The organism is Haladaptatus halobius (assembly GCF_020618475.1).
In the GTDB taxonomy this organism is placed as follows: domain Archaea; phylum Halobacteriota; class Halobacteria; order Halobacteriales; family Haladaptataceae; genus Haladaptatus; species Haladaptatus halobius.
In genome coordinates this window covers 285,979-310,641 of sequence record NZ_CP085338.1, presented here as the reverse complement: position 1 = coordinate 310,641, position 24,663 = coordinate 285,979, and the positions used below count along the sequence as shown (strand labels likewise).

Below are 24,663 nucleotides of genomic sequence, written 5' to 3'. Positions count from 1 at the left end.
TATACTAACAGCGAGAGACGGTACTGTCGCGTGGTCGTCAGCACTTGTGCAAGACACCGACGGAATGCAGATATCAGAGCTACGTTTAATAAGAAAAGTGCGTTACTCGTATCGCTGCACGTAGAAGGGAGACGTATGTTCGGGAGATCACGCATCTCCCTTCTGACGAGAGAATCACGTTAAATCTCTCGAAGTTATTCGGCGTGGGTATCCAACCGTTCTACCTCGTCACAAATCGCTTCAAACTCTTCTTCCATCGACTCGGCAATGGATTCGAGGAGTTCGGTGGCTTCGTCACTGAGGTGGTGTGTCCGTCTGTGAGCGACCAGACTCACAAGATTACCCGTATCAAATGGTTTGAAATCCGAATTTCCGTCTTTCTCTGTCGCAGTCTTTTTTCGCATTGATATTTACTCTTGAATTGATTTTCTCGGGGATTATTTAGTTTTCGTTACTGCCGTTGTCGTATGTATCTGGATCTGGCCCATAGATGGTGGTACCTCTCTCGTCGCCACCAAAGAGAGCATCACAGTTGAGACAAACGTAGAACGTGATACCTTCGCCAGCACTGTCGACATGAAGATTCATTACTGTGGCACCTCGCGTTTGCTCGTGTTAACACTGTTCCAACAAGGAAACCCGCCTAGCGCTTCACAGTCACAGTGACTGTTCTTAACTACTTCGATGTGTTATAAATAAACACACCGTCATTCCACTGTAAGTCGCGTATAAACGTCTCTAATCCACGTGGTTCACGGGATAAGCGGATCGTCATCTATTCCAGTGCAGTATATAAATACCCATCACTGAAGGTATATCGGTTCAGCACCGTATGATTGATGTGTATCGTATGGGTGTGGCTGTCCGCATCGACTTGGTATTCGTTCGTTTGGACAGTAAGAAAACACATCTCACTGTCTAATCCGCCTGCGAATACACAAGTCTTTGTCGGGACAGCAGCCCCTGTTGGAACTTTCTTATACAGCGGCGACAGAGATATATTACCGACTAGCGTAATAATATATGCCGAACACAAGTCATAGTGACGCCATCAAATGGTGTTTGGCGAACGTGGAAAATGCTATTCACTCGGTGAACTGCTTTCTTCCATAGTCTCCACGTTCCAGACGGCAGTACCTATTTGGTTTTCTTATAAAGTGGGGACAAGGGTAGCTATAGAAAATGCTTTGTCGTTCGATATCGATTAGCACGATGTCGGGCATTATCACGAAGACATCGGTGTCCGACAGCGTGGGATGTTACAGTGGAGTCTAACACCTACCCCTGTCATCCACATCCCGTGCTTCACAGTGAAAACCCTGTGAAAACGAGTGTAGCGATATCCCCATTAGTATACCTTCAACGTCTGTTGTCGTGGTTACGTTTAAACAGGCGCAAAGCCTCGCCGATGGGCGGGGATACGCGCCGTACACGTTAAGCGTTCTTCCGCCGTATATTGCCCACCGGAGTTCCCTCGTTGGCGAACACGGTCTTCGAGCGTCCCGATGCTTCGCATCGACTCGCCGCGTGGTAACAAATCCGACGCCCAGTCCACCACGTCCGGGCCGACAGGTCGTCTGACGCTACTGGTGGTACCCAGCAGGCTGAATACCTTGTCGCGGAGGGACGGACGGTATTCCGTCCCGGTGAAACGCCGGTTGCATATCGGTGGGAAGGCCGCGTTGACACGGCTCGACGCGCTGGAACGCACACCCTCGGTCATAATTGGGTGGCAACCGACGAGGGAGGACGCGAAAGCGTCCTTCGCTCCCGAGGAAACGCGCAACCGTGAATATTTCATTTAATTCATTACTACCAAAACAACTATATTACCGTACACCATGCTAACTAGCGTCGGACACTCGTGAAGACTGTTGGATAAGCACGCCCGATAAAACGTGGGGAGCACTGCGACACGGAAACCACCGCTCACCCGCGTTTCAGTACGGCACTGGAGCTGTGGCACGTTTCTATACCTTGCTTCCACCCATAGATTTTTTGGTGGTAGGTTGCTTATTCAAGTGGGGAACACCCGCGAGGAGACCATTCGCGTGTCCCCCATCTCACCGCCCACAGCGAACCCAACCACTAAGTGACAAACTAGCATACTTCTACTGCCAGGTGGATCATAGTGAAGTCGTTGGTGAAACCCGCTGTCTTCCACTTGACAGATGTGGACTTCATGGTCGAATCTCATCTACCACTCCACATTCCAGACAGTGCCATTCTCGTTGTAAGGTGTAGTATTATTTGCACGCCTACGCAAGCAGAGTTATTAAGGTATTATCGTTCATGATAATACCTGTTGGGCGGTAGCGAAGAGAGAGAGGCGCGCTGACCATGGTTGAGTGGACAATCCCCTTGCACCCAAACCCATCTCGCGCACCATCGTTACGGCGGTTATGGTTGTGAATCCGACAACGGTCGATTCACTCTCAGTGGAATCCCTTACAGCGGTTCCACACGGTGGTTGATCGAGAAACGTGTGTCCAGGCACAGTGGAAGACACGTTTCTTGATCAACCACCACTCCCTGACGCTGTCGTCACAACCATTTCTCGTACTACCTCCGCTTAGGTTGCAGACCAAGTAACGAACAACCACCTCGAGGGTTCCGCTGGAATCGAAATACAGCGGTTCCGACACAACTACGAGTTAGAACAGTTTTACGAGCAGCGGATTAAAGACCTGAAAGCACGAATAGATGGCAATGAGTAATGAGCGTGCCACACTCGCTATTAAAAAGTTTGTCCTTGGGCTGGTGCTCGCCCTCATGCTCTTTGCCGTCTTCAAGTCGGTATTTCCACCGTTTGCGGTCGGTCTCACGTCTGCCTTCGTCGGTGGATTGATCGCGTACGTTTACTACAGGGACGTGTGAGGCGATGACCGTCAGTCCTAACCAACAAACCCAAAGGTTAACCCACCAATGTTGGTTAAGAGTGTCTTCTTGGAAACGACATTTGTCCCCGCCCACGGTATACACGCCTGTCGAGTATCGCATTGCTCGATGGCGGTAACAAGAAAGGTGCGACGTAATGGGTGAGCCGGACTTTGGAAGGTGACAGCTCACCCATTTTTCCGCCGCGCCTACGCACAGCTGACAGGGATGAGTACCCACCCAGCGGCATGGCCGTTGGCGAGTACCGCACTGCCAGCTGTGATGAGCGCCGCGGAGACACCGTGGGTGGTGTCTCACACCTCATTTGTTCGTCCGCCGTTTCCAGCAGACAGACGGGCGCTCTCACCGGGATAGTATAAAACAGCGGCAGACATTTGTTAGTATGAACTACTAACATCTGAGAACACGAAATTGCATCTTTTAGCTCATACAGTAAGACATCACGGGCCGATGATTACGGCGTCCGTTGGTCCTGAAACGAATCGGACGGAACATCGGAGACATTCTCGAAACCGAATTTGAAGCCCCCAATAGCTGGTGAGATGGCCACACACTGGGCATGCAACGGCACCATCACCCGTCGTAGCAGATGAAATCTGTACACGATAGGCTGCAGTGACCATATGCTTTAGTATTTTGTTTTGCTCTGAAAAGAAGTGATTGTGTGGAAAACACTTTACTGGGTGGAATGAGAGGGAGACTCCTATGGGACTGAAGTCGGGTACCGACGTAACCAACCCACCAGAAGAGTACTTACCGCCAACGAGTGGTCTAACGGTTGAGGAAATTACTAACGTTGCAAAAGAGGCGACAACACTTCTTGAAGTGTGCCAACAGACGCGCCTCTCACGGCAGACTGTTCGGAAAGTCCTCCGTGCCTGTGCACAGTATCATGAAGTGGAATTAGGGTTTGGGAATGATGCAGAGAGTGCAACGACTCAGATCGAACAGTTACGAGAGAAAATGGGGTAATGTCGCTTCTTTATGCATGAAAAAGTGCATTCATCCCGGAACCCCGTCTCAATCTGTGCGCAGTTCGTAATGCGCACTGACCGGCGAATGCGCTGTACTACCCGGAGATAGATGAGTCCGATACGACCAACAAAACGCTTTTGTAGCGGTCTCATTAGGTATCTCGGTGGACGAGCCCGTGATTGACCTTGATGAGGCACTTGAAATCGTCGAGTATGATCCATCGTGGCCCGACCACTATCTCCAAGCACGAATCACAGAAGCATTAGATAGCACGATCTACACCTATTTATACCGCAGCAAGTAATTCCTCGACGTGGCGCTATCCAAGGGCGATCGTGTCGTAGTCCTCAGTGCCAATTTCTAACGTCGCTGTACTTGACCACCCGGTACTCGCGAGCTCTGCGAATACGGATGCAAAGTGACCTCCTCCACGTCGTGAACGGCGTGGCATCCCACCATGGGATATCGGCCAGCGGCCTTCGAGGTTCAAACCCGCACTCTCACAGGAACCGGCGACATCTCGGAAGACACAGTCTTCCGACGAGTCCGCGAGAGCTCTGCTCTCGTGAGACACCGAGGGACCCTCTCGGGTTGACTCCCGTGCTAGGGCTATGGCCCGGTCACACAGGCCCCATCTCCGACCGAGTCATCGGCATACGTGTGTTCTCTAGTATGACTCTCTCCGTCGGAGTAGCACGTCCAAACACGTAGGACAGGCGCTTAAACGTACCGCCGTGGGATATCCGGCCCCGCAACCGACGGCGGGGAGTCGGCCGGGCCTCCCGTTCGACCCGCGCCTCAAGACGCGGGTATGCACAACAAACTACTATCACTCTTGACGATCACGATTTCGAAGCGCCGTCACAACTCGCTCTGTCCGTTCCTCTTCCCAATTCGGATGCTTTTGTTTAAGATAGGTGAGCATTGCATTGCGATCCATTAATTGTTTGCGAGGTTGCTCATTCATAGAGTTACTTGGTAAAAGGCGAGAGAATAACCCTGGATAAGATACCCAAATGGCAAGTTCGAATAGGAGACCTCCGCCAATAAGTACCTGTGCTATCGCAGAGTCACGAAGGATCAGTATTGCCGCCATCAACGGTGGGATCTGCGCTGAATGTGAGTAATCAAGCAGAACAAAGCTCTGTTCCCTAACAAGATTTTGGACAAATGCTTTATTTCCTGGGCGATCAAGCATTGCGTTGATCAACATACTCGGGTCACTAATGAGAATCACCCGGCCCTGACCAACAGTGTGAGTCGTTACGACAGAGTAGTTTGAAATCGTCTCATTTTCATCAAGCTTTGCATTCTGGTTGGTATCTATATACGCATATTCGGACGTCTCAGCGACAACAGAGCCGTTCTGTGCCTGGATAACGGTTCCATGATTTAACGTGAGTGCAGACACGTTTGTCGCAAGTGAATGGTTTGAGAGGTTTCGAGCAAGGGGCATCGCCGGAGAGCGATAGTTGTATCGTTCATCATACACAATACGCCCATCAAAACGTGCCCTAACACCAAGTGTTTGAAGAAGAGGGTTTGAGTGTCTCCCGAAATCTTCAGCGACAACAAGTGTTCCCCCATTCTGGACAAATTCCTGGATTTGCTCTTGGGATCTAGAGTTGTAAGAGCTATCAGGTGAGAGGATAAAAGCAACACTTTCGTTTGCCGGGACTTTCTTGTAATCCGCAGTGTCTTGCAGGATTTTCGGTGTTGCTCCGGTGGCCTCTGCCTCTGTCCGGAGCTTCGAGCCACCATCCCAACCGGAATTATAGGCACCGAATGATGCTGCAGATGTACTGGCAGCAATGATTAATGCTGTGATAGAAACGAAGGTCATGACTGCAAGCATTTGATGCGGTCTGCTCCAGTTTCGTGGAGATTGCATGTATTAGAATACTCCTGGTGGTAAAATCGCAAGCACTCGCTGAACAACGACGTACGCGAAAATCAATAGTCCAAGACCGATGAGCCATTTAAGACGTTGTCGCCATGCTGGTGTTATGTAGATTGGAGCAGTCAATTCAATCATGATGAGAAAACCAATAAGAGAAATCACAAAGAAGAGTTCTAATGTCGCTGCTTGTAGCAGCGTGAGAATAACGAGACCTCCTAGCATCCACGTAAGTTGATAGTGAATGAATTGACGACCCTGTTGTGTCGGCATTTAATTCGGATAACGAATGGCATGCTTACCAAAGTATCGGTTTTGTAATTTTCAATATCGATCCTACTCCGCTACAAAGATAGAATGGTATAGAATCTAATAAATGGGGAAACCGGTAGATATATCTTGCTGAATTTGAATATAACACATGCCTCGTGGAAATTGGAGGGCTGTCCACGGGTGCTCAATACCCTGACTCACGAACTAATGGGTAAAATTTGGCTCTCCTTCCATCCCCCTTAGTGTCGTTCCGACCTCATATACTCATACTATCGATAGCGTAGTCTTCCCCTCTAGCTTGTAGTTGAGAATTTCAACGTTTAGAAGTATGAATTATTGATCTATAACTTCAATCATGATATTAAGCATGACAGGAGTCAGATCGGTACTATTCACACCAGATCTGCCCGTGCTTCGTGAGTTGAAGCGATTATATAATACTGGCTATTTTATATAAATTTTCTGTTCGATATCATAAAAATAGCCGCTCTGTCCCCTCCCTCAACGGATTGACTGATACGGGCGAAGTAGTGGGAACGTTTATTAAGGCTTTTCATATTTTCTTTGAGCCAAATGCAAGGTTCCCGCTGAAAAGCTCCTCTACGAATTCTGTCCCATCTTAGGACTAACCTATCATTTAAATATCTGTGTAAACCACGCCATCTTTCCTTATCACATGGATCTAATGTTTGGTTAACATTCTATTGAAAGCCAGGCTAGTGTTATATTAAATTTTTGGTTGCAAATTGTTCGCAACAGTCGATAAACAGTGACCAACTCTCCAACCTTTTAAACGATAGAGGGGGGTTTTATCCGTCCTGTTTTTCTGGTAGGGTGATGGCGCGACAGACCTCAACTCGACGTACATTCATAAAAACAATCACGGCCTCAGCACTGGGGATCGGTTTGGCTGGGAAAGCAAGTGCAACTCGCTCTGTTAGTGAGGCACCTGTACCAGACCAAACAAGTAACCTAAAATATGCGACGATGGGGACGGATGCTGATAACCCAACCGCGACGTTGTACGGGAACTTCAAATGCCCATACACCCAAGATTTCGTGAACAACAATCTCAAGGATGTATTGGGCAAGTTCGTGGATTCCGGCCAGATGAATTTGGAATTCCGCGCTCTCGCGTATCAACCACCAGGCACTACTTCGCACGGCTCTTCAACGTACTATATCTCCAGTAGCGACCCACGCATTTCAGAGGTAGCGTTGGGTGCATGGGACGTCCAGCCAACCGACTATTGGGGATTCTTCGAGATGATGTTCGATAGTCTCGTTTCGGGGACGGTCACATATAGCGATATGGAAAATCATCTTCAGTCGGCCAACGTGAGCAACCGATCCACTATTATCAACCGAGCACAGGACGACCAATACGACGCTGCTGTGAAGGAGACCGCTGATGATGCGGGAAGTGCTGGTGTCTCGTATACCCCTACCCTCGAACTAAACGGTGATACAACTCCTCCGCATCATGAAACGGATACAATCCTCAATTGGATTGAGTCTCGGTTATCATCCTCATCGTCGAAGTCGACAATCACCATTGACGGAAGCAAAACTGAAACCTGGACGAATTATGATTTCGTTGTCTCAGGGACGGTTGAAAAAAGCAGGGCAAACAATGCTTCAATAAACCCGAATGATACTATTTCCGGATCAGAAGTAACAGGTAACGTAGGCCCGTGGAAAGATAGCTATACCTTCACTGGTGATCTAACCTCCTTTAATGTGACGGAGGGAGCTGACATCTATCTTGATGGTGAAAAAGTAGATCCTTCGAATCTTGGCTAGAGAGTGAACTACCCCGCCCTACGCGCTTCGCGCGGTGAGGACGGGGCTTCCTGTTTCGATGACGCGCTTTGCAGACACAACGATGTCCGTAGGGAGCGCAGTCTCCACAGGCGTTGATTCGGAGCGTCCCGCTCCTAACCGCTTTGTGATACCGCGAGAAAGAATGTTCCACGCCGCGTTCGCGTCTCTATCCGCTTCAAACCCGCACGATGGACATGAGTGTTCCCGCACCCACAGCGGTTTATCGGTCGAAACGCCGCAGGCTGCACACTCTTTGGTCGTCCCTCGTGGGTTCACCGCAACGTAGTGCGTTCCTTCGCGTTCGCATTTGTATTCGAGCATCCGGAGGAACGTCCCCCACGATGCTCCCGCTCGATTCCTACTGTTATCGGGAAGTTCCATCAACCCGTTTGCATCCAAGTCTTCGACGGCCACAAGGTCGTACGCTTTCGCGTAGTAGTTCGCCAACTTGTGCAAGAAGTTACGGCGTTTCTGTTTCAAATCGGCGTGACGGCGAGCGACGACCGTTCGCTGAGTCTCCCAATTCGAGGAACCGTGTTCCTTCCGAGAGAGGGAACGCTGTGCGCGTTCCAATCGCTCACGTTCCTCGGACAGGTCGAGCGATTCGACCGCTGTCCCATCGGTGTCGTGAGCGTACTTGAGAATCCCTACGTCGATGCCAACGCACTTCTCGGGAGTATCCGGTTTCTCGGGAGTATCATCGGGTGTCTCGACACCAAGGATAGCGTACCACTTTCCAGTGGGTTCCTGTTTAATCGAGACGGTCTTGATGTCCGCGTCGTCAGGCAAATCGCGGTGGAAGGTGATTGGAATGCCACCGAGTTTCGAGAGCCACAGTCGGGTCTGACCGCTCGTGTTCTTGAGCTTGAAGCCAGATTGACTGTAGGTGAAACTGCGGTATTCGTCGGGTGCCTTCCACTTGAGCGTCCCAACGCGGTAGCCGTTGTCTGTGCGACTACGGAGTGTTGAGAGGTTGTCGTACAACCGCTGAACGACTTTTTGAAGCACTTTCGAGTGAACGTCGTTCAGGTCGGTCCACCACTTCTTGAGACTCGGTAGGAGTTTCTGCTCGGAGTATGCAGACGTACCGTCGTTCCGGTTCAGACGGTGGAGAAAGTGGTTGTAGACCTGTCTACAGGTATCGACCGTCCATACCAACCGCTCTTCAATTTCAGCGGATGGATTGAGTCGATATCTGCAGTTGTAGTTCATCTACGAGCGGTCTTCGATGAGTTCGTCCAACTTATCCTGAACGAACCGCGAGAGGTTCAGATGGTTGTTCTGAATCCACTCCTCTTGGTCGTCTCGGATAGAGATGTTCTTGCGCGTTGCCACACCACAAGTTACACAATGTGTGTAGATATAGCTACCGATTACTTGGGCCTGTGGGCCTGCGACAGAACAGTGTATGAAAGACGATGACGGCGCTGTATCCCCTCCCTGCTCGCGCCATTCGGCGCTCCCTGAGGAAGGGGCCTTAGCGCCTGCAATTCAGGTAAGCCCGAACGCGGTAGGTGGGAGTAGTTCACGAATAATTGTCCTCCTCTCAACTATCTGTAGACCCGATTAATCCCATGTCGACGGAGGAGGTGACGGATAATATTGAGCGTCCATCGAACTCGCAAATCTAAAGTAGTTCCGTATCGCGTTACTTCAACGATAAATCCGACTTCGTGAAGATCTCCTGCAACCTTATGAGTAAGAAGAGATCGATCAGCGTCAATCAGATTACCACGTCGGAATCGATAGTGATCAGGCAATGATTGATCAAGATGATACTGATTCATATATTGAGCAGTCATTACAGCATCTTCTTTTGCTCCATGAGCAATCGTCGGATAAATAGCTTGTCCGACACCGTTAGGTCCGACATTTGATCGATAAATCCCTTTTGAACTGTGCAATGAAAGCACGATATCGGGATCAGAATCTCTAACCACCTTCCAGATTTCACGCGCAAGTGGAGTTGTAGGTTCTTCTCCTGGCGGGAATTTCCGATTCAGATTTCCGTTGTCATTTGAGTAGGTATCATTTTTGATTGCAACTTGGTTTGCTTCTGGGATAACCACCAAGTTCCCTTGATCGATCGACCACTCGGTAACATCATTTGCAGAAATATACCCTGCTTCTTCTATTCCGTGGAGACCACCCACAACAACGCCCGTTGGCCCGGGTTTACCTGAGTCAATCTCATAGACGGTAGTCTCATCAGGTGTCCCTTCACGGATTTTGTAGGCTGTTCGAGTTTCGGCTCGGCCTTTCCCTTGAGTCGCTACTGCTACTGGGACGGTGGCAAAGGCACCACCAGCTAGTCGAAGGAACGATCGTCGTGAACTTGAGTCGCTTCTATCGCTGGCATTATTGCCAGACTTTTTACTTGGCATGGCGATTAATCAATATCCAAGTTCCTATTTTGTTATGGGTACAGTGTTACAGATTCTGGGTGTGAATATAGAATATTCAATATAGAAAAGCAGCTATTTCCACGGTAGAATCTACTTACGCCGAAGTATATTCAACATACTAAAGGGAAACGAATTCCAATAACTTGCGTTGGTGGAATGATAGTCAAAGCAGTACCAATAATCAGGATAATATTTTGCTTTTCACCATTTCTCTTCCTTTTCTCGCCTGAACAAGGTTAGTGAACTACCCCGCCCTGCTCGGCCTGACGGCCTCGCTGAGGACGGGGCTTCCTGTTTCGATGACGCGCTTTGCAGACACAACGGTGTCCGTAGGGAGCGCAGTCTCCGCAGGCATTGAATCGGAGTGAACCACTCCTACTTTGGCGAGTCCGCGAGCAAGAATATTGTACGCGGCGTTGAGATCCCTGTCCGCCTCGAACCCGCATGAGGGACACGAGTGCTCGCGCATCCATAGTGGCTTCTCGGTCGAAACGCCACAGTTCGAACACTCCTTCGTCGTCCCTCGTGGGTTGACAACGACGAAGTGCGTTCCCTCGCGTTGGCACTTGTACTCTAACATTCGGAGGAACGTCCCCAAGCCGCTCCGGCGCGGTTTCGGCTGTTGTCCGGTAGTTCCATCAACCCCTTTGCGTCGAGATCTTCGACGGCTACGAGGTCGTACTCCCGAGCATAGTAGGCAGAGAGCTTGTGCAGGAAGTCTCGGCGTTTTCGCTTCAGGTCGGCGTGTCGCCAGGCAACCGTCCGCTGTTGGTCGCGGTAGTTCGCCGAACCGTGCTCTTTCCGTGAGAGCTTGCGTTGCTCACTGCTTGAGGAAGGGGCCTTAGCGCCTGTATTCAGGTAAATGAGTAATAGAACTTCTCTTGACTGGAGAGGAACCTTTCGAGAAGAGCGTTTTCATCTGTTAAACCTAGAGGGATATATTCGTGCCCTCTTATTGCAATTACACTTTGTATTTCATGGATCGGTACATGAATTTGTTGGGAGCAGTGAGATACTCTTCAAACGGCTATGGCTATGTTGTTTTTTCCTGTGGAAGCCCGTGGTGACCGCAGGGAATAAGAATGAATGTTGCTGGGCCAGTTAGAATCAGATTTGTTATTTGATTATGGCATTTTGGACAGTAAAAATCAGCGGCGTTTGTGGCTGCAGGGTTTGTAACTGTTTTCATTATCGAATAATGATCCCCCTTTCTTGTAAAACTATCTATTTTACCTATCGAAAAATTCCCCCAACAACCGAATTTGCTTTGTATCTCCTACGAGATTTCTCATTCCGGTATTAAACAGTAGTAATAAAACAACGATTTTCGTCAAAAAGATAATCAATTTTATGGCGTTATTGTCAATAAATCATGAAAGACCATTTACCATGGTACGTATTAACAATATATGGATGGCAATCCAAGAGTTCGATCGAGAGGAGTGGGAAGATACGCTCGTGCGCTCAAATGAAGTTCGTTTAATTGAATTTATAACCTCAGAACAGATTATAAAAACTGTGGCCTGGTTCGTAATTGGGGGCACATTCATATACTTAGCAATTTCCCAACTTCTCTCAGTACATAATGTACCTCTTGAATTACTTTTTTTGCTATTTCTTGGTCAAGGACTTTTCGCTTTCGGTGGTCGATATTTAAAAAAGATAAGTTGGCCAGCTAGGCGATATTATATTCCCGAGTTAAAGGAATAGAGTAATATTCCTATTGCTATTAAATTTTTAAAAGATCTGAGTTGACATAATTTTTATACCAAATAATATATTACGCGAGTAGTTTTATCATTGGTCACATATTGATATCACCGAAGAACATTGGCTAATAAGTTGCCCCGTCTTAATGACGGCTAAGAATCATTTAGGCAGAGTAGAAATCATGAACTTCGGCATCAAATTGCTAGGAGACTAGCAGACAATCGAGGATGGGGGCTAATTCATTAGAATCAGTTATATCCTCCCCGCCGTTTACGGCGGGGCTTCCCATAAGTCGGTCTTGCTGAATAACTCAGCATGACCTATATTTAAAAATGTTCAAATCAATAACTCAGTATGACCTCGTATTTACTATCGTTCAAACCTGCCGTTGGGCTATACGGTCAACACGATCCAAGTGCAGCATTGTTCGAAAATGGAGATCTTATCTACGCCATCGAAGAAGAACGTCTGTCGCGACAAAAGCACGCGGCTAATTCGTTTCCAGAGCAGGCTATTAAGGCCTGCCTCGACTATCGTGACCTTGGTCTGGGCGATATCGATCGTATCATCCTCCCGTACGAGCCTGGACTTAGTAACAAAATACTCACGCACTACCTCCACGACGCCCTTTCCGTCGAGGATGTTATTGACAAGGCTGCTACGCTTGGAGAAGTGTTTAAGACACAAGCGAAGGCGACCTTTCGTCCGACGAAAGAAGTAGAAGCACGGTTAGCCGAGATCGGTACACCGGTTCCAACTATCGAAACTCAATCTCATCACGCCTGTCACGCAGCAAGTGCCTTCCATCCTTCCGACTTTGAGGAAGCACTCGTTCTCACCGTCGATGCAAAAGGGGAGTTCGACTCCACGGTGGTCTGGGACGCTCAACCCGACAGCATGAAACGCGTTCGGACCTACAAACACCCAAATAGTCTTGGTCTCTTTTTTGCCATCATTACCAGTTATCTCGGCTATCAGATGTTTAACGGTGAAGGGAAAGTGATGGGTCTCGCGCCCTATGGGGAGCAAAACGACGATATCGAATCGATGCTCCACGAGGTAATCGATACCGGTGTTGACTATGATGTTACTGATCTCACTCAGCGATGGGGGACAGGGTACGGCGTAGCCACACTGGAGGATTTATTCGACCGCTCTCGCGTCGAAACGCCAGGGGAATTTACCCAATGGGAAAAAGATCTCGCGTATACTGCACAGAAATTACTTGAGGAGACGGTCACAGATATCGTAGAAACGTATGTTCCTCATGTCGGAGACGGCAACGTCGGCCTCGCAGGAGGCGTTGCCCTCAACTGTAAAATGAATACACGCGTGATGCAAGCGGACGATGTCGAGGATGTGTTTATCCAGCCGGTCGCTAACGATGCTGGCCTCCCGCTCGGCGCTGGCTGGTTAACCCAACACCCAAATTCCGTTCCACCAATGACGGATGTCTACCTCGGTTCTGCCTTTGACTCTGCTGAGATCCGACGCGTCCTTCAGACGAATAAAATTCCCTATGTTAAGCCGGACGACCTTGCAGCATACGTCGCTGAGCGCCTCACCGAGGGTGATCTTGTTGCATGGTTTCAAGGTCGTCTCGAACTCGGACCACGTGCGCTGGGCAATCGAAGTATCCTTGCCGACCCTCGATCAGTTGAGTCCCGCGATCGAGTCAACCGTTTCGTCAAGCATCGCGAGGAATGGCGTCCGTTTGCTCCTTCGATGCTTGAGTCGGCGGTAGACGACTACCTTGACCCGAGTCACGTTGCACCGTTCATGATAACGACTGCTTCGGTTCCAGAGAATCAACGTGATGATATTGCGGCCGTCCTCCATCCAAGCGACCAGACAACTCGCCCACAGACAGTACGGCGTGATCAGAATCCACGGTATCACCGTCTCATCTCCGAGTTCCGCGACCGAACTGGCGTTCCTGCGGTGCTTAATACCTCTTTCAACGACCACGGTGAACCGATTGTGGCGACGCCAACGGAAGCTATCAAGGACTTCTTCGGAATGGGGCTTGATATCCTTGCTATCGAGGACTTCGTAGTGACAAAGAGTGACTTGGACAATTCAGCCACCGATGTCCAAGCAATAGACGACTGAACAACTTTTCCTATAAATTACGTCAATAATACAAGTGTGATTTGAACCCGAGATCTCTGGATGAGCTTACAGTGGACAAGCCGAATTGAAAGACTCCATGCATAACGCTTCGTGGGAGCTGTTTCAGGGGTTGTAGCTTATTTCATCCAATAAGTATAAGAGGCAGTTGAAAAAATAACAATATGTCGCTGAAATGGCCAAGACACCGATGGCTAATGGTACAGTCCGGCTGGCGCCATCACTCCAGCCCCACTGCAAGCCCCCGCGACACATCGTCATCTGCGATCCACACAGGAGAAGCACAAAGGTGCTTCTCCGTGCCTCTGACGTACTGAACGATCTTGTTATTGAACTCCCAAGGCCAGAGTTTGATTGCTTGCAATTTATATATACTAACATTCCAACTAATATGACTGTACTAACTTGTTAACAGTGAATACCTAAACAGTAGCTCTAAATACGAAGAGAGAAATATTTACAACGATGAATCGACGAACCCTCCTTAAAGCAGCAGTCCCCGCAAGCCTCTTTGTAGCTGGTTGTACTTCACAGTCAGATGAATCAGATACCACAGGCTCCACTCACACGTCCACCACCCATACATCCACAACCCGGACAACAGAAACGACGGCAACTTCAACAACGGAAACAACAGCAGAGCAAGAGACGAGTAGTACCTCTCAGTCTACGACGGAGCAAACAACCACCACTACACAGGAAACGACCACGACTACTCAGTCGGCACCCGACCATCCGTCGACGAGCGGAATTTTTGATGAGCCAACGCGTGGACCAGCTCCGTTCAGTGCAGATGCAACCCTGATTACATTTGAGGATCCGTCCTGCCCTAACTGCGTGTATTTTGAGGAAAATACATATCCAAAACTCAAGCGCAACCATATCGATTCTGGGGAGCTCTCCTTCGTTTTACGAACAATACCTGTCGTCGAACAGTGGGGAGCTAGCGCGATCTATGCTCTTGAAGCGACCCATGTTCGAGATGAGCAAGCATTCTGGGATCTGAAATCGCATTATTTCAGCAATCAAGACCAATTCAATAATGAAAATGTACTCTCAAAAACGAAAATATTCATCGATCAAGAGACCCAGTTAGACGGACAGGAAATCATCCGTGACGCCCGATCGAAAGCACAAAAGAAACAAGTGCAAGAGGATCTTTCAGTTGCAAAGAGCGCAAATCTTAAGGGAACGCCAACGTCTATCGCCTTCCGATCTGGAGAGTACGTGACGAAAATCGTCGGAAGACAGAGTTACAGCATATTCAAAAATGTGCTCGGACTCTAGAAGGTAGGTTTTCAACTTACCTATCGACTTTCATCCCATTTTGCTTGAGGAGATGAGCCACAATCGCCTTCTCCCATTGCACCTGTGTCTCCAGTGTTGTGCCATATCGCGTGGCTTCAACAAGGAATCCGGGAATCTTGAGATCTGCTGCGACTTTGTGCGTGAGGCGCGGCCGGATGCCATAGAGAGTATTCCCGACTTTAAAATCGTAGATCGACCGATGCGAGTTAAAACGCTGATTCATATACTGGACGGTGTTATAGGCGTCGGCACGTGCCCCATCAATATATGTTGGATAAATTGCTTGTCCAACACCAGGGGGACCCTCAAGCTCATGAAGGATTCCTTGAGAACTATGGAGACTGAAGAAGACATCTGGATCAGCCGCTTCTATAGTCTGCCATAGCGCTCGTGCAAGTTTTGTCGTTGGTCGACTCCCCGGTGGGAAATGATCGTTCAAATCCCCATTCTCATTGATATATGTTTCTCTTCGAATAGCAACTGGATTTATTTCCGGAAGCACAATAAGTTTCCCAGAGTTGATGGCCCAGTTCTGAACAGAATGCGCTGTTCTCCAACCTGCTGGTTCAATGCCATGGGTACCACCAACCACCACTGCAGTTGGTCCTGGAATACGAGATTCGGTGGTATAGATCTTGACTTCTTCCTCTGTTCCCTCAAGAATCGTCTCCTCTGAGTGCGATTGTCTTATTGGACAGAACTCATCGTCGTCTCCCATCACCGTACCAATTTGCGAAACTCCTAGTGCGGATACAGCAGCCGTTGTACCGGTTTTCCGTAAAAAGGAGCGACGAGAGTGGTTCGAAATGGAAGTGTTTTGATCGTCTTGTTCTATACTTGCCTTCATCAGATTTGTTAATCTTCTACCTAACATGGTTTTTCGAAATTAACTAAATTTCTTTCGTGCGCTTCGGTAACAGCAATGAGGATCACCGTTATTAATATTTCGATTTAGAATATATGGAAATAAACTGTTAACAGGAGTGAACAATTCAGTGATGGTTTCACTAACTACTCAAGAAAATCAAAGATGAATCAGATATCGACCGGACAGCCATTAATTGTGCTGGTCCGCATTCCAGCCGATATCCAATATATCGAGAGTAGAAATACAACTAGTGCAATAGCTGAGAATGAAAGCCCATCAAACGGTAAGAGAGCAAGCACACTGGTTGCGCCGACAAAAGAAAGTAGCCCAGTAAGGACGACAGACCCACATGCAGCACACCCGGCACCAAGCGTTCCGAAAATCACACCCACTGCACTACCGGTTCCGCTTTGTACGTTGACTGCATGTTCACGAAAGTAATAAATGACCATCGAGAGATTGACACCAAATAATCCGGCACTCAGTAGAAGGAAGAGCTCTTTTATTGGTGAAAAAGCAGTTCCAATAATAGGATATAACTGAGAGAATACTGTAACTCGCTGCCCAATCGTCAAATAATTGCTAAGTAGAGTAGTTTGCACTAGTTCTAAATTTTGTGAGAGGACAAAGACCGAGAGTCCAAGGAAAGCCGAAACCACGAAGCAGAGTAAGTATTGAGGAATGGATAGAACAAGACGAACTGCTCGTGCGGCCATTTTCAAATCACTCACTTTTGTCGGGAAGCGCTTTTGAATCTGGTTAAATGACACGGTTATTCCTCCAGCGACTGGCGTTCAATGAGAGAGTCTTGATTGCCAGTCGTACGTATATTAAACCACTAAGCAGAGGGGTAAATAGTTTTCCAATATAGAAATCTGTTTTATATTTCTGCATAATATGAACCAGATAGATAGTTTCTATTTCCAATTGATACGCCTAGTATAAATGGAAGGAAAGCCAATCGCGAGCTCTCACAGCCAACCAGCCACGACAGTGTTCCATTGATGGCACCGGGGGAACGTTCTGGCGAGCTATGAGAGCACGTTACAAACAACGGTAGGAGGAGTAAAAATGCGTCCCGGTAACACAAAATCTGATTGTAGCTAATCACATACGTCGATCGACAGCAACAGCCAACTACCGATTATGTAGTGCGGTGCAAGGCGCTCAAACCTCGCCCTTCAGGGCGGGGATACAGCGCCCGTCTTTGGTTACTTTCACTGTACGGTACAGCCTTAGGTGCTCTCCCTGCGTATCTCTTGGTGTCGATTCGATGGTACCCCCATCGAATTCTGATAGTCCGAAAACTGGCAGTTGACTCGGTGTTTGCCTCATCAAATAAGTAAGCCCTCGGACACCCAACCGACACAAAACAACCAAGTAACTCCGAGTCCCGTCCGTTTCCCGGACGAGATAGGAGTAACGGCTACGTGGCATCGCCAGCACCTTGTCAGGGTGCGAACCCGAAGAGACCACCGAACCAAGGACCGGCCTTGTGGGAAGCCCCGTGCTTTAGCGCGGGGAGGATGTCACATACGGACGAATTCATGGTTAAAAGTCCGTGATCTGGTGCTTACGGTCGACTTCATAACGAAGCTCTTTCAGACAAAGCCGTTCGATGATATCTTCAGTAGCGGACTGCTCAAGACCTTCTTATTGATTAAATGAGTGCTGTACTTGCTTGGGAATGCAAGATAGAGCTGGTCTTTTACTTCACCCTCTATCGTCTTGGGTAGTAGCTATCAGTCGTTGGGCGATCACACTCAAAATACGCTCACAATCCATGCAAGCGAGACATTATTGTTGGTGATCATAGCAATCCCAGTTATGGGCACCCGCCTAACAAGCAATGGGCTTGAAAATGCCGCCATTTCGTCCATTGTTTACATTTTAGTCATTGCTATCATTGTAAACATTGTCGATATCTTTCTTTGGACTCATTCGTATATTTGACACGGTTAAAGGACTCCACTACAGTGGATGATGCGACTGAAGTACTGTTCTGTAGGTTCCCGTAGCTTTCAGAAACTATTCTCTTTAGACTGCAGCTGTAAAGAACTACACATAAAAATACTCACAGCGTCTTTCGACTGAAACCAGATATTCATATCCAAACACTGAAAAAAGTGCTATCTCCTCTCAATCGCAAACGCTAGCACCCGAATACCGAAGAAATATGTTAAATTCAACCATTAAGATCGTTGCTGACCACCCGGTGACGATTCCCCCGTTGCTGGTTACAGTCTGGGTCGTGTACCAACTGTTAAAACGGAACAGCACGAAAGTACTTAACATTGCAACAGGTATCGCGGTCATCCTAATCGTCCCAGTTTTCTTGCTCTCATTCCTCGCCGAATTTACTGAGCATCCATTCTTCCATGAGCTATCAGCACTTCTCATCAAGGTAGAGTCATGGTTTATCGAGCTCCTCTTTCGGTTTATCGACGCAGTGCTCGCAGCTGAGTTACAGGTAGTGCTCTTAGTCTTAGGTGGAACATGGGATATTCTTCAAAGAATGATCTCGTCGGCTGTACCGGTAATGGAAACCACCGAAATCTTCCTTACGATGTTCGGCTTCGAATTCTTTGCTGGTGCCATCCTAATCTATACACTATACATCTCCTCCCATGGATCAAATCTCGATTTCGCGTTGAAAGGGATTGGTGTGGTATTAATGATATCAGGCTTGTTCGCGACACTCATCCAACTGGATACATGGCAAGTGAGTAAGTCACTAGTGGTCTGGGCGTTCATGGCAGAAATGTTAGGTTTCACCCTCGGTGTTACTTCAATGATATTACTTGTCCGGCCAAATTTCGGTGGAAAATCAATGTTGCCGGGGTTCCAAGAGTCAAAGTTATGGAGTGATGAGGTGGATGAGAATCTACGCAAGAGCTGGGTTATGAAGACGATGTCGCGATTGAGTCAATTGGTTTCAAGACAGAGAAAGTGAGTAGTATTACAAGGTATCAAGACGATCCATCTACTGGGCACACATTGTTCTTTTATCTGCTCTTCAGTCCTGGAAGCATTGCCACTCGCCGTTGTCTTGTTGACGCCTATTGCTTCTTTATGAGCTTTCCGACCTCATCGTCACTATTTATCAATAGTGACATCGCTTTATTTTGAAGTATTTGCCTCTTTCACAACTTCTTTGTTATTTCTTGCCATGCTACTTTGTGTCGGGCACACGTGAAGGTTGTGGATTAGCATGCCCGATGGACGTGGAGCTTACGGTACCAACACCTACCTCTATCACTCCACGTTTCAGAGCGTGCCACGCTCGTTAGTGAGTACGGACTCGGTTGTGTCTGCACAGCACGTCGTCGAAATAGATAGCCCCAACATTGAGGGCTAAGAGGAATCACTTGTGGTACTGACCATGGAGAGCGTTCAAAAGACCAAGATGGCTTCGATCCCACTAGAGGTGGGGGATTAACGGTAATGAAGATCAACGCTCTCCACACGTTGTTGCTGCAGTCTGATTATCTTCGAAAATTGCGGTCTGCATGTGGCATCGATAGGTAACACCGTCTCCATCAGGGATACGAATTGGCTTCCCGACTCCAAGTGGGTCAACAACGAGTTGCATATGCACGGCAATAGTAGATCGTTCGCCGTTTTGGACGTGTGCCCGAAACCAATCATCAACCTTGTCGTTGTCCATCGTGACGGGAATAACAACTTCACGAGTTTGACCTGGAAGAAGAAGTGTTTGTTTAGTAGTGTTCGTTGAAAGGACACCACTCCCTGAACGAAACATCCTGATTCCGTTCACGTCAGTATACATCCTCAGCCCAGTTGGATCTACAATGATCGGGATCGTCTGACTTGGATTGTGAACCCGAAACCGAACTAACAAAGTCGTCTGGTTTTGATTTACTCGCCCCCACGTTGCTTGTGCCTTCTGCACCTCTGCTCCGATCGTGACATTCTGGCGAATAGGACCGATGTTAAGATGTTGAGTGCGTACATATCTTCCTTCAGTTCGCTGGGTGGCCTGTGTGAGAGAGTCAGAAATCGGTGTCTGATTTTCAAATTGAGTGTGAGTCATCGATGTATGGTGCTTCCAATCCTTAACTGGTGTGGTAATTCGAATATGGCCGCGCCCAGTCGCGTGGACTGTTTCATTTGCTCTGAGAAAATTCACCCACCAGAGCTTCATCTGGTCATTTTGAAGATACGTTGATTGGGTTTGCGTCGTATTTCCCTGGGGAAGATCGATTCTCTCCCGAGCCCCTTCAGCAACGGTGACTCCATTGAGGGTGAGTGAGTAGCGAAGGTGAAGTGTTTTTCCAGTCGTGAGATCGATAGGATAGGGATTATTAGTCCAAAACGTCGTAATGATCTCAGTTTGCTGGTCAGTGACGCTTCCCCAATCACCGAAATCCTGAACACCAGCAGAGGGTTTTGGAACTTGGCCGCTACTAATCGCCAAAAAGCTACTTCCGGCAATGATGAGTACCACCACAATGAAGCCAATGATGAAATTTTTATTCTTTATCATTTCAGAATCTAGTTGAATCAGCCGTAGGTAGAGATGATTTACTGCTAATAGAGGAGCGATGAACCTCAAAGAATATGATTCCATTGGCCTTTTTTAGATAATTGCTGATGGTATTCATGACCTTTGATGGGAAGTAATGGAAATGTACAGCTGCTGCGTCGGCCACTGTACGTTCGCGCTTGGTCAAGCAGAGTCCACTAAATCAATAATCACAACATTGTATTGGGAAAAGAGAAGTTAGCATAGAATATACTATCGATACACTCTTGTAGAGATAGTCCTTTCAAAAATTACTGTATGGCACGCACTAAGGAAAAACTACCACCATTGAACGGTAGTTATTATGATGGAAACCACGTTTGTTTCCTGATGCAAGAGGGAGATTTATGATTCTCGCATCTCTGCCTCAATGGTTCATCAAGATTTTTCAAGGTCCGGAGGGCCGGTTTCTGCTCTCACTTATCGTTACAATTGGGATTATTCTTGGTGAGTGGGTGCTTTGGCGACTCTCACGACTCGCTAAACGGAAGTATCCACATCGGCTTGTGAACATAGGATTACTCGTTATCAGTCTAATTCTATTAGTAACAGGCGGCAGCCTCTTCGTTGTTATCTGGGAACAAACTCAACAGGCAGTAACGGTTATCGAAGCTCTCAACGAAATCAGACAAGTCGTCATTCGGATAATGCTAACGCTTGGGGTCTGTGCGGCAGCGTACGTTAGCGCTGGAATGGCCAATCGAGTCATTGACCGACTATTGGAACAGACAGAGGATATCACCCGTCATCAAGGAAAAGTAGTCACGCGACTTTCTGATATTGCAGTCTATGCCGTTGGTGTTCTAGCAGTAATGAGTATTTGGAAAGTCAATCTACAAGGGCTATTTATCGGGGCCGGGCTTCTCGCAGCCGCTATTGGGTTAGCTGCTAATGAAACTCTTAGTGCGTTACTTGCTGGCTTTCAACTCATGTTCTCCCGACCGTTTGAAATCGGGGATTGGGTACAAATTGAAGAACAAGAGGGAATCGTGACTGATATCACGATTTTCACGACCCGAATAGAGACATTTTCTGGAAAGTATGTTATGCTTCCTAATGACGTTGTGAGCAGTAATACGATCATCAATATTGGGCGGAAGGGACGGCTCAGACTTGATGTCGAAGTGGGGGTAGATTATGCAGCCGATCCTGACAAAGCCATCGCTATTGCGGAGGATGTAATGAAGGATATCGATGAAATACTGGCTGTGCCCAATCCTAATGTGGTGGTGAAGCAATTTGGCGATTCTGCGGTGCTCCTTGAACTGCGGTTTTGGATTGAAAAGCCCAGTAGTCGGCGGAAATGGCGTGCAATTTCAGCTGTGGTTCGAGCGGTTAACCTTGCGTATGACCGTGAGGGCATTAAAATTCCATATCCGCAGCAAGAGGTATCGGCTCGAGAGGAGTCGGGCGGGTTTCGGGTAATTGATGGTAGCTCAGCCCTTACGATTTCAAATCAAAACCAGTCGGATTGATATCTTCCCGTGCTTAAAGACGCAGGAATCCACGACGTGTGTATTGCGATTGCGAGTTTCCTCGGTTCACAAATTTTCTCAGTGCACAAGGATGCTTTCGCGTGGAACGTCACCGGTAGCCACCGACTTGTGACCGACCATGTGCGTTATAGCGCATGAAGTCATATCAAAGCAGCCTTCCTCCCCATCAACTATCGGTGCCGAAGACCATTGGTTAGTCAACCAGCGAGGAAGCACGATTCGCATCAGCCGAACTGTTACGTCGTGGATGGTCTTCCCTCTCATTGTGGAATGGTCACCGCTACGTTCAAATCCGCGAGGCGCTTGTGACAACATGGCTAATATCTGACTGTTTAATGCCCTACACGTGTCCGCATCACGTCCATCGGAACGGATTTTGTAAGCATATGACCGCTGTCGAAACTGTGACCGACGACGGTACTCTCACCACATTCTCTTCGGACAACGATGAAAATGCTGTGGAAATGACTAGTTCAAAGTAAAGTACCACGGGTCGGGCGACCCGAGGCTTCACCATCTTGGAAGTCGTCCCAAAATGGAACCGACTGCCGCAGGCGAATTTAATTCCCCTCGCGCTCCCTTTCGGTCGCGTGGAAGCTAAAGTCTACTGGGCAACTATTATAATAGCCCAGGCTATCCCTTAGCCATGCGAATCCTATATATCGACGTCGACTCGCTACGTCCAGATCATCTCGGGTGTTACGGATACCATCGTAACACATCCCCGAATATTGATGCGCTCACTGAGAACGGTCGTCGGTTTACGAATTACTACGCCTCAGACGTGCCGTGTGGTCCCTCTCGGACTGCATTGTTTCTCAGCCGCTTCGGCATCCATACAGGTGTCGTTAATCACGGCGGTCTAAATGCCGACCCGCGACGGTACGGCCGAGAACGCGGGTTTAATTACCCCAAAAAGTTCCGCTCGTGGATGACAGTCCTCGTAGAGAACGACATTCACACCGCATCGGTGAGTCCATTTCCCTCCCGCCACGACACATGGCAGGTACTCGAGGGCATGGCCGAATTCCACGATCCTCTAAATAGCCATGCCCACGCCGCAGACATATACCCTTACGTTGAGGACTGGCTCCGAGAGAATGCCGCTGCCGATGACTGGTTCCTTCATGTGAATTTCTGGGACCCACACACGGAGTACAACACACCCTTGGAATACGGTAATCCGTTTGCGGACGACTCCCCACCTGAGTGGCCTGACCAAGAGACCATTGAGAAGCACTATGGCAGCTACGGTCCGCATAGCGCGTTCAACCCTGAAAGTGTCGGCGCTGATTGGAGCGGAAGTTGGGACTTAGAACGGATGCCCGAAGAGATCGCCGACCGCGAAGACTTCAAGCAGTGGGTCGACGGCTACGACACAGGCATCCGCTTCATGGATGATCATGTCGGGAAGATATGCGATCTATTGCGCAATAAGGGCGTATTCGAGGAGACGCTGATCATCGTCAGCGCCGATCACGGCGAGGCACTGGGTGAGTTCAACGTCTACGGCGACCACCAGTGTGCTGACCAGGCGACCTGCCGAGTGCCGCTCATCATCTCCGGCCCTGAGGTAAAGTTGGGCGTCGACGATGACCTTCACTACCAGATCGATCTTGCGCCAACCGTGAGTGAGCTCATCGGCGCAGAGCCAGCGGCGGGCTGGGATGGTCAGTCGTTCGCGGCATCGGTAACTGATGGCGAGAGCGTGGGTCACGAATATCTGGTCGTCAGCCAAGGAGCTTGGGCTTGTCAGCGTGCCGTACGCTGGGATGACTGGCTGCTCATCCGAAGCTACCACCATGGCGGCAAGCCCATTTTCGATGATATAATGTTGTTCGACATCGCGGCGGATCCCCATCAGACGACAGATCTGTCAGCGCAACGTCCCGAGGTAATCGCCGAGGGACTGTCGATTCTACAGCGCTGGCACGACGAGCGGATGCTGGAGGCCGCCCGTGGTGTGAACGGCGGCAATCCTGACGCGCCCGACGGAATCATCGATCCCATGTGGGACAACATCCGCGAAGGAGGACCACTGCATATCCAGGGTTCGCTTGATCCATATGCGAAGTATCTCCGCGACGAAGGCCGGGAAGAACAGGCTGCCGAAATTAAGGTGAACTATGATCTCGACGCCTGACAGGCGTTGGATGTCGTATACATCAGGCAATCAGATCAATATCGAATTGGTCTGGGACTAGTTGATTACGAGTGCATCGGTTCGATGCTGTGAACGATGCATTTGACCACAAGTTCGTCGAACTGCTCCATCAAACGTGAGCATAGAGCGGATGCACGGAACATTTACTTAATTAGGGCAGTCTAAAACA

The 24,663-nt window shown here is 48.6% G+C and carries 20 protein-coding genes and 1 pseudogene; 9 read left to right on the top strand and 12 right to left on the bottom strand.

What is annotated here, in order from left to right:
- Positions 1–194: 194 nt before the first annotated feature.
- The 3 genes from LIW51_RS29025 to LIW51_RS29015 form a co-directional block, all read right to left on the bottom strand.
- Entirely contained in the window at positions 195–404 is a 210-nt protein-coding gene (locus LIW51_RS29025) for a hypothetical protein (protein WP_227379029.1), read from the bottom strand.
- A 37-nt stretch (positions 405–441) separates the two neighbouring features.
- On the bottom strand, positions 442–588 hold the full coding sequence (locus LIW51_RS29020; RefSeq protein WP_227379028.1) for a hypothetical protein: 147 nt from the start codon (positions 586–588) through the stop codon (positions 442–444).
- A gap of 796 nt (positions 589–1,384) precedes the next feature.
- A complete protein-coding gene (locus LIW51_RS29015; RefSeq protein WP_227379027.1) occupies positions 1,385–1,723 on the bottom strand; it encodes a hypothetical protein in 339 nt (112 codons plus the stop codon).
- Positions 1,724–2,709: 986 nt separating this feature from the next.
- Here LIW51_RS29015 and LIW51_RS29010 point away from each other — a divergent pair.
- The 3 genes from LIW51_RS29010 to LIW51_RS29000 all read left to right on the top strand — a co-directional run bounded on the left by LIW51_RS29010 (position 2,710) and on the right by LIW51_RS29000 (position 4,177).
- On the top strand, positions 2,710–2,877 hold the full coding sequence (locus LIW51_RS29010; protein ID WP_227379026.1) for a hypothetical protein: 168 nt from the start codon (positions 2,710–2,712) through the stop codon (positions 2,875–2,877).
- 228 nt (positions 2,878–3,105) lie between these two features.
- On the top strand, positions 3,106–3,252 hold the full coding sequence (locus LIW51_RS29005; protein ID WP_227379025.1) for a hypothetical protein: 147 nt from the start codon (positions 3,106–3,108) through the stop codon (positions 3,250–3,252).
- A 784-nt stretch (positions 3,253–4,036) separates the two neighbouring features.
- Positions 4,037–4,177 (top strand): GrpB family protein, encoded by a 141-nt coding sequence (locus LIW51_RS29000; protein ID WP_227379024.1) that lies wholly within the window; start codon positions 4,037–4,039, stop codon positions 4,175–4,177.
- 525 nt (positions 4,178–4,702) lie between these two features.
- Here the strand turns inward: LIW51_RS29000 and LIW51_RS28995 are convergent.
- Together LIW51_RS28995 and LIW51_RS28990 are read right to left on the bottom strand one after the other, a co-directional pair.
- A complete protein-coding gene (locus tag LIW51_RS28995) occupies positions 4,703–5,764 on the bottom strand; it encodes a DUF4350 domain-containing protein (RefSeq protein ID WP_227379023.1) in 1,062 nt (353 codons plus the stop codon).
- Positions 5,765–5,767: 3 nt separating this feature from the next.
- Positions 5,768–6,043 (bottom strand): DUF8044 family membrane protein, encoded by a 276-nt coding sequence (locus LIW51_RS28990; RefSeq protein WP_227379022.1) that lies wholly within the window; start codon positions 6,041–6,043, stop codon positions 5,768–5,770.
- A gap of 837 nt (positions 6,044–6,880) precedes the next feature.
- Here LIW51_RS28990 and LIW51_RS28985 point away from each other — a divergent pair.
- Complete coding sequence (locus LIW51_RS28985) at positions 6,881–7,846, top strand: DsbA family protein (protein ID WP_227379021.1); 966 nt, start codon at positions 6,881–6,883, stop codon at positions 7,844–7,846.
- An 18-nt stretch (positions 7,847–7,864) separates the two neighbouring features.
- Here LIW51_RS28985 and LIW51_RS28980 read toward each other — a convergent pair whose 3' ends face one another.
- The 4 genes and pseudogenes from LIW51_RS28980 to LIW51_RS28970 form a co-directional block, all read right to left on the bottom strand.
- The gene (locus tag LIW51_RS28980) at positions 7,865–9,079 is read right to left on the bottom strand and encodes an RNA-guided endonuclease InsQ/TnpB family protein (RefSeq protein WP_227379020.1); all 1,215 of its coding nucleotides are present in this window, start codon (positions 9,077–9,079) and stop codon (positions 7,865–7,867) included.
- Positions 9,080–9,202, bottom strand: coding sequence for a hypothetical protein (locus LIW51_RS38800; RefSeq protein WP_255767596.1), 123 nt, complete (start codon positions 9,200–9,202; stop codon positions 9,080–9,082).
- Between the two features lie 215 nt (positions 9,203–9,417).
- A complete protein-coding gene (locus LIW51_RS28975; RefSeq protein ID WP_227379019.1) occupies positions 9,418–10,251 on the bottom strand; it encodes a M99 family carboxypeptidase catalytic domain-containing protein in 834 nt (277 codons plus the stop codon).
- A 265-nt stretch (positions 10,252–10,516) separates the two neighbouring features.
- A pseudogene (locus LIW51_RS28970) lies at positions 10,517–11,094 on the bottom strand (RNA-guided endonuclease InsQ/TnpB family protein); the annotation flags it as partial.
- A 1,242-nt stretch (positions 11,095–12,336) separates the two neighbouring features.
- Here LIW51_RS28970 and LIW51_RS28965 point away from each other — a divergent pair.
- Both LIW51_RS28965 and LIW51_RS28960 read left to right on the top strand, forming a co-directional pair.
- Positions 12,337–14,094 (top strand): carbamoyltransferase family protein, encoded by a 1,758-nt coding sequence (locus tag LIW51_RS28965; RefSeq protein ID WP_227379484.1) that lies wholly within the window; start codon positions 12,337–12,339, stop codon positions 14,092–14,094.
- A 483-nt stretch (positions 14,095–14,577) separates the two neighbouring features.
- Positions 14,578–15,399, top strand: a complete 822-nt coding sequence (locus tag LIW51_RS28960) for a DsbA family protein (RefSeq protein ID WP_227379483.1) — start codon at positions 14,578–14,580, stop codon at positions 15,397–15,399.
- 16 nt (positions 15,400–15,415) lie between these two features.
- Here LIW51_RS28960 and LIW51_RS28955 read toward each other — a convergent pair whose 3' ends face one another.
- Together LIW51_RS28955 and LIW51_RS28950 are read right to left on the bottom strand one after the other, a co-directional pair.
- Complete coding sequence (locus LIW51_RS28955) at positions 15,416–16,267, bottom strand: M14 family metallopeptidase (protein ID WP_227379482.1); 852 nt, start codon at positions 16,265–16,267, stop codon at positions 15,416–15,418.
- 188 nt (positions 16,268–16,455) lie between these two features.
- Positions 16,456–17,058 (bottom strand): hypothetical protein, encoded by a 603-nt coding sequence (locus tag LIW51_RS28950; RefSeq protein WP_227379481.1) that lies wholly within the window; start codon positions 17,056–17,058, stop codon positions 16,456–16,458.
- Positions 17,059–18,464: 1,406 nt separating this feature from the next.
- Between LIW51_RS28950 and LIW51_RS28945 the strand changes: the two genes are divergently transcribed.
- A complete protein-coding gene (locus tag LIW51_RS28945) occupies positions 18,465–19,241 on the top strand; it encodes a Na+/H+ antiporter subunit E (RefSeq protein ID WP_227379480.1) in 777 nt (258 codons plus the stop codon).
- Between the two features lie 498 nt (positions 19,242–19,739).
- Here LIW51_RS28945 and LIW51_RS28940 read toward each other — a convergent pair whose 3' ends face one another.
- Positions 19,740–20,879: a hypothetical protein gene (locus tag LIW51_RS28940; RefSeq protein ID WP_227379479.1), complete on the bottom strand. Its 1,140-nt coding sequence runs from the start codon at positions 20,877–20,879 to the stop codon at positions 19,740–19,742.
- A 302-nt stretch (positions 20,880–21,181) separates the two neighbouring features.
- Between LIW51_RS28940 and LIW51_RS28935 the strand changes: the two genes are divergently transcribed.
- Together LIW51_RS28935 and LIW51_RS28930 are read left to right on the top strand one after the other, a co-directional pair.
- Entirely contained in the window at positions 21,182–22,309 is a 1,128-nt protein-coding gene (locus LIW51_RS28935) for a mechanosensitive ion channel family protein (RefSeq protein ID WP_227379478.1), read from the top strand.
- Between the two features lie 667 nt (positions 22,310–22,976).
- Entirely contained in the window at positions 22,977–24,473 is a 1,497-nt protein-coding gene (locus LIW51_RS28930; RefSeq protein WP_227379477.1) for a sulfatase family protein, read from the top strand.
- Positions 24,474–24,663 lie beyond the last annotated feature (190 nt).

Excerpts from the sequence above, each read along its gene's own strand:
- LIW51_RS28935 (WP_227379478.1), top strand. The coding sequence starts at position 21,182 with ATGATTCTCGCATCTCTGCCTCAATGGTTCATCAAGATTTTTCAAGGT.
- LIW51_RS28960 (WP_227379483.1), top strand. The coding sequence starts at position 14,578 with ATGAATCGACGAACCCTCCTTAAAGCAGCAGTCCCCGCAAGCCTCTTT.
- LIW51_RS28945 (WP_227379480.1), top strand. The coding sequence starts at position 18,465 with ATGTTAAATTCAACCATTAAGATCGTTGCTGACCACCCGGTGACGATT.
- LIW51_RS28985 (WP_227379021.1), top strand. The coding sequence starts at position 6,881 with ATGGCGCGACAGACCTCAACTCGACGTACATTCATAAAAACAATCACG.
- LIW51_RS28965 (WP_227379484.1), top strand. The coding sequence starts at position 12,337 with ATGACCTCGTATTTACTATCGTTCAAACCTGCCGTTGGGCTATACGGT.
- LIW51_RS28995 (WP_227379023.1), bottom strand. The coding sequence starts at position 5,764 with ATGCAATCTCCACGAAACTGGAGCAGACCGCATCAAATGCTTGCAGTC.
- LIW51_RS28955 (WP_227379482.1), bottom strand. The coding sequence starts at position 16,267 with ATGAAGGCAAGTATAGAACAAGACGATCAAAACACTTCCATTTCGAAC.
- LIW51_RS28930 (WP_227379477.1), top strand. The coding sequence starts at position 22,977 with ATGCGAATCCTATATATCGACGTCGACTCGCTACGTCCAGATCATCTC.
- LIW51_RS28940 (WP_227379479.1), bottom strand. The coding sequence starts at position 20,879 with ATGGAATCATATTCTTTGAGGTTCATCGCTCCTCTATTAGCAGTAAAT.
- LIW51_RS29010 (WP_227379026.1), top strand. The coding sequence starts at position 2,710 with ATGAGTAATGAGCGTGCCACACTCGCTATTAAAAAGTTTGTCCTTGGG.
- LIW51_RS29025 (WP_227379029.1), bottom strand. The coding sequence starts at position 404 with ATGCGAAAAAAGACTGCGACAGAGAAAGACGGAAATTCGGATTTCAAA.
- LIW51_RS29005 (WP_227379025.1), top strand. The coding sequence starts at position 3,106 with ATGAGTACCCACCCAGCGGCATGGCCGTTGGCGAGTACCGCACTGCCA.
- LIW51_RS28975 (WP_227379019.1), bottom strand. The coding sequence starts at position 10,251 with ATGCCAAGTAAAAAGTCTGGCAATAATGCCAGCGATAGAAGCGACTCA.
- LIW51_RS29020 (WP_227379028.1), bottom strand. The coding sequence starts at position 588 with ATGAATCTTCATGTCGACAGTGCTGGCGAAGGTATCACGTTCTACGTT.
- LIW51_RS28980 (WP_227379020.1), bottom strand. The coding sequence starts at position 9,079 with ATGAACTACAACTGCAGATATCGACTCAATCCATCCGCTGAAATTGAA.
- LIW51_RS28990 (WP_227379022.1), bottom strand. The coding sequence starts at position 6,043 with ATGCCGACACAACAGGGTCGTCAATTCATTCACTATCAACTTACGTGG.
- LIW51_RS29015 (WP_227379027.1), bottom strand. The coding sequence starts at position 1,723 with ATGACCGAGGGTGTGCGTTCCAGCGCGTCGAGCCGTGTCAACGCGGCC.